The sequence below is a fragment of the Nitrobacter sp. 62-13 genome, from assembly GCF_001896955.1.
GTDB lineage: Bacteria > Pseudomonadota > Alphaproteobacteria > Rhizobiales > Xanthobacteraceae > Nitrobacter.
Genome location: NZ_MKRN01000138.1, coordinates 5,402 through 10,318, shown reverse-complemented (window position 1 = coordinate 10,318; position 4,917 = coordinate 5,402). Strand labels below are relative to the sequence as shown.

The 4,917-nt window shown below is 61.0% G+C and carries 4 protein-coding genes and 1 pseudogene; 2 read left to right on the top strand and 3 right to left on the bottom strand.

All coding sequences use genetic code 11. The features are described 5' to 3' along the window. The 3 genes and pseudogenes from BGN91_RS10320 to BGN91_RS10310 all read right to left on the bottom strand — a co-directional run. Positions 1-383: pseudogene (locus tag BGN91_RS10320) on the bottom strand (PLP-dependent aminotransferase family protein); the annotation flags it as partial. 479 nt (positions 384-862) lie between these two features. Further along, positions 863-1,585 (bottom strand): hypothetical protein, encoded by a 723-nt coding sequence (locus tag BGN91_RS10315; RefSeq protein WP_292612832.1) that lies wholly within the window; start codon positions 1,583-1,585, stop codon positions 863-865. Between the two features lie 283 nt (positions 1,586-1,868). Further along, positions 1,869-2,657 (bottom strand): crotonase/enoyl-CoA hydratase family protein, encoded by a 789-nt coding sequence (locus BGN91_RS10310; protein ID WP_292612830.1) that lies wholly within the window; start codon positions 2,655-2,657, stop codon positions 1,869-1,871. A gap of 276 nt (positions 2,658-2,933) precedes the next feature. Between BGN91_RS10310 and gcvA the strand changes: the two genes are divergently transcribed. Next, a complete protein-coding gene (gene gcvA, locus BGN91_RS10305; protein WP_292612829.1) occupies positions 2,934-3,917 on the top strand; it encodes a transcriptional regulator GcvA in 984 nt (327 codons plus the stop codon). Positions 3,918-4,052: 135 nt separating this feature from the next. Continuing rightward, positions 4,053-4,913 carry a PhzF family phenazine biosynthesis protein gene (locus BGN91_RS10300; RefSeq protein ID WP_292612827.1) on the top strand — a complete coding sequence of 287 codons (861 nt, stop codon included), beginning with the start codon at positions 4,053-4,055 and terminating at the stop codon, positions 4,911-4,913. Positions 4,914-4,917 lie beyond the last annotated feature (4 nt).

Genomic DNA, 4,917 nt, shown 5'->3' with positions numbered 1-4,917 from the left:
GCCGTGTCGCCGGGCGAAAGAAAGAGCTTGCCGAGCAGGTCGAGACCTTGTTGCGATCCGGCGGTTATGACGATGTTCTCGACACCGCAGCGCACGCCTCGTCTCGCCATGTAACTCGATATCCAGGAACGGAGGGGCCCGTAGCCTTCGCTGACCGAGTATTGCAGCGCCTGCCCAGCAAGGTGTGGATCTGAAAGAACGGCGTCATAAGCGCTTCGCACGGCTTTGGTTGGGAACAGAGCTGGATCAGGAATACCGCCGGCAAAGGAGATGATTTCCGGACGCGCGAGGAGCTTCAGAAGCTCTCGTATCTCCGAAGCCTTCATCCGTTCCGTGCGTCGTGCAAAGGCGGAGTGCCAGTCGATCGCGCGGTAGCCTACCATGTTCCCCTATCCCGCATTTCCGTCAGCTATATTGTCGTATTAGCGTCATGTGAGTCCATAGCATGATTGTCACTATGACATTTAACTGCATCGGTCTGCCGGCGTTGAGCCGAAGCCCAGCGCTCGTCGCGCCACGCGACAAGCATCGCAGATGGATCCTCCGAGATACGGCGTCTCAGCGCGAGCAGCACATCCATTCGACAGATGCCGAGGTCGTCGAGTTGGTCATCGCCTAATTCGAGAAGGCGGCGGACCTGTCGTCGATTCCACCAAGCTCGAATGAGCAATTGGGCGCGCATACGCAGACTGACACCGGCGGCTATTGCGGCGTCGACCTCTCGATCGGCCTCTGTGTACCGTTTGGAATTGCGCTCTCGCACGCCGCTCGCTCAGTCCACCTACCCCTCGCCTTCATCGAGAGAAGCGCACGCCCAAGGGGTCTCACAAGCGAGTACAATTCTTGCCGCGTTGAGCGAACCTCACGCCGCCTGCCTTGCCGATATCCGCGTAGCAAGCCCCCCGCCTATAGTCGCGAGTATGGAACCAGCGAAGTATATAGCCAGCCCAACAAGCGTCGCGTAGGAGTAACCTATCCGTCCTTCAATCGTCTGAAAGACAAACACAAAGAGAGGACCAAGGGCGGTGATCGTGGCGATCGTCAGTGGCGTCACCAACGATACGGCTCGTTGCACCGCATAGATCGGGAATGCCATCAGAACCACGCCGACTGCCAGGACTGCGACCAGGTCAGTTGCCGCGCTTTCCTCCTTTTCATCGAGGCCAAGAAGAAGACCTCCGGCGGAAAGGGGGAGATACAGTAAGAATCGAAGGCCGAACTGCGCCATCGGTCCGACTCCGGTGGAATCGAGCCGCCGACAGTAGAACAGCATCCAGGTAATCAACACGCCGGAGAGAGCAGCTAGCCCGACCCCGGCTACCGCAACGGCACTACCCCCTCGGACGAACCCCGACAAACCCAGAGCGGTTGCGCCGCCCATTAGCAGCAGCGAGACGCCCACGATAAGGTTTCCACTCGCTTCGAGCTTGTTCCTGGAACCGCTCGCTTCGAGAACGCGAAGTCGAGCCGCAGCGATTGTCGTGAGCGGCACCATTCCGGAGAACATCGCAAACGCGATCGTAGGCTCGATAAGCTGTACTGCGATGAGGTATGCGATCCATCCGCCAGCGGCGGTGACATTCATGCCAAGCAATGACGCGGGTTGCGATAACGCTCGGCTGAGCTGACTTGGCACCTGTAGCGCAACCCAGCCAAGGGCAATCGCGCTAGTCGCACCAAATACGATCAACCCTACGAGGAAGGAATCTACTCGCTGAAAGAGTGAGCCGAAGAAAACTGCTTGGGCCGCCTCAAGAATCACAAACGTGAACGCCCAAACCAAGCCAGTCCCATGTGGGGTCAAGATCTTCTGCATTGGAGTCTGGAAAACACAATAAAATATTCCGACAAGCGCAATTCCTCCGCCTCTAGTCTTTAAACACCGGCGACCGCTTCTCAAGGAACGCGCTAATACCCTCCATGATGTCTGGCGTTTGAGCCATACGCCCGAAGTGCAAAGCCTCGACCGCAAGGCCTTCGTCAATTGAGAGATTGATCCCGCGCGTCACGCTCGCCAGACATGCACTGCTCGCGCGCGGCGAGTGGGTTATGATCCGGCCGGCTAGCTCGCGTGCCTCCTCGATCAGCTTCCCGCGCGGCACCACGGCGTTCACGAGCCCCATCGCCGCGGCCTCCTGTGCGGAGATGACGTCGCCGGTCAAAATCATCTTGAGCGCGCGCTTTCGACCAACAAGACGCGGGAGCCGCTGCGTCCCGCCAAACGGTGGCGGGAAACCTAGCGTGATCTCCGGCTTTGCAAACCGCGCATCCTCGCCGGCAATAGCGAGAGCGACAGCCTCCACCATTTCGCATCCTCCGCCGTAGGCGATACCATTCACCGCCGCGATGATCGGCTTCGGGAAGCGTTCGAGCCTTGACGTCAGAGCTTGGCCGCGCCTGACGAAGTCACGAAGTGCGACCTCGGCCCCTGCCTCGACGCTCGCGGAGAACGCGCGGATGTCTGCTCCTGCGCAGAAGGCGCGCCCTGCTCCAGTCAGAATGACTGCGCCGATTGTTGCGTCAGCTTCGATCACACCGAGCGCCGCCGTCAGGCTGTCGATGAAAGGATAATCGAGCGCGTTGAGCTTGTCCGGGCGATTAAGCGTCAGAACAGCAACGCCATCCGTCGCCTCTTGAAGCAAGGTTTCCATCGTCATCTCTTTCCTCGCGGCTTTTATCGATCTCTCAAGCACGTGAGTGCGCAGGATGGCCGACACTCAAGCGCGGGGACCGACCGCGCAAACGAGTTGTCATTGCCCATGGATGAGCATCGCTCAGCCGGCAGACTGAGACACGACGACCCCCTTTGGCCGACCGGACCTACCAGTGCGTTGAAGAGCCCTTGTCCAGCGGTGAATTGATTTCATGCGCGCCAGCGGAGCAACCACCGCATACTGCATGCCGGTATCGGCACAATGAGGTGCTTCCGGCATATGGCGTTCAGACTACCACCGCTGAATACGCTTCGATTCTTCGAGGCCGCCGGCAGATTGTTGAGCTTTAAGCTGGCTGCTGAAGAACTTGAGGTGACGCCGAGCGCCGTAAGCCACGGCATCCAGTCGCTCGAAGACTGGCTCGGAGTAACCCTGTTCGCCCGTTCGAGCCGCGGGCTTGCGCTTACCGACGCAGGTGAAGACTACCTCCCCGCTGTGCGAGAGGCGCTTACCGTCCTCTCCAAGGCAACTGATCGCGTGCCCGGGCGACCGCCGCGGGGCAGTCTCGCAATCAGCGTCGCGCCGACCTTTGGTGCTCGCCTTCTACTGCCGAGGCTCCCAGCCTTCCAGCAGCTCCATCCGGGTATCACTGTCCATATCGACACGACTCACGCTCGCGTCGAGTTTCCCCGAGACGGCGCGGATATCGCTATCCGCATGGGCAAAGGAACGTGGCCAGACCTGGTCGCCTTCCATCTGCTAGCGGAGGAACTCGTGCCCGTCTGCTCGCCAGAGCTGCTTTCCAGATTGGGGCCGACGGCACGGCTATGCGATGCGCCGCTCATTCATATCACGACCGTCTCCGAAGACTGGAACGCATGGGTGGCGGCTGCGCGCCGTGAGCCGATCGACTGCGAGCGCGGTCTGATGGTCGACACGATTCAAATGTCTATCGATGCGGCGGCTCAAGGGCTTGGAATCGCGATCGGTCGCCTCCCACTCGTCCGGCCGGAGCTGGCGAGTGGCCGCCTCGTGCGCTTCTGTGGGCCGAGCATCAAGGCTGAGACGGGATACTGGCTTGTCGGCCCACGCGAGACGATGGCTCGACCCGAGATTGTGACGTTTCGGGATTGGATAACGCGCGAAATGCAAGAGTTCGCAGCCGACGCCACGGCGCAGAACGATGCATCCTCGCCGCCCCCAGGTCATGAAGGCTCCGCAGGGCAACGAGGTAGCATAAATGCCCCACAGCATGTCTCGTGATCCCGCCGGAGCGGTCCGGCCCGATCGGGGGCAAGTCAGCCCGTCGATCGCGCATATGCCGCATGTCAGAGCCATTCACGCGACCATCGCCATCGCCGTCGCTGACAGCATCTCGTGCCGAAAGGAGTTGGGTGCATGATATCGCGGGCGTCGAACGATCCCATAGTGGAGCGCCTGGCAGCCTTCTCCCACGGTGAGCACGGCGGAAATCCCGCAGGTGTCGTGATCAGTGAAGCGTTGCCGCCACCCGACGAGATGCAGGCGATCGCCAAGGATGTCGGCTACTCCGAGACGGCGTTTGCCGCCCAAGTCGGTGATGCGTGGCGGGTGCGCTACTTTGCTCCCGAGATCGAGGTGCCCTTCTGCGGGCACGCGACCATCGCTCTCGGCGCCGCCCTGGCGACGCGCCACGGGAACGGGACGTTTCATCTCCATCTCAACGAAGCTGACATAACTGTGGAAGGGCGCCGCACCGATGATGGACTGTCAGCTACCCTCCTGTCGCCGCCGACGCGGAGCATATCGGCCAATCCGCACTTGATCGAAAAGGCGCTCGACTTGTTCGGCTATCGCCAAGCCGATCTCGATCACCGTCTCCCGCCTGCAATTGCCGAGGCCGGCGCCTGTCACCTTGTTATCGCACTATCCGAACGGCAGTCTCTCGCCGACATGCGCTATGATTTTGCGCAGGGCCGTGCCCTCATGCTGGAAAGCGGCTTCGCCACAATCAGCCTCGTTGTCGCCGATGGCGATCGTCGCTTCCACTCACGCAACCCATTTGCTGCCGGTGGGATCTACGAGGACCCGGCGACCGGCGCGGCCGCCGCCGCACTGGCAGGATATCTCCGCGATGTGCGCTGGCCTCACCGCGGATCAATCGAAATCGCCCAAGGCGACGACATGGGCGTGCCATGCCGGCTGCTCGCGGAAATCTCCGATCAACCCGGCGAGGGAATACGCGTTTCGGGCCGCGTGCGGTCGATCATTGCAGGCTAAACCA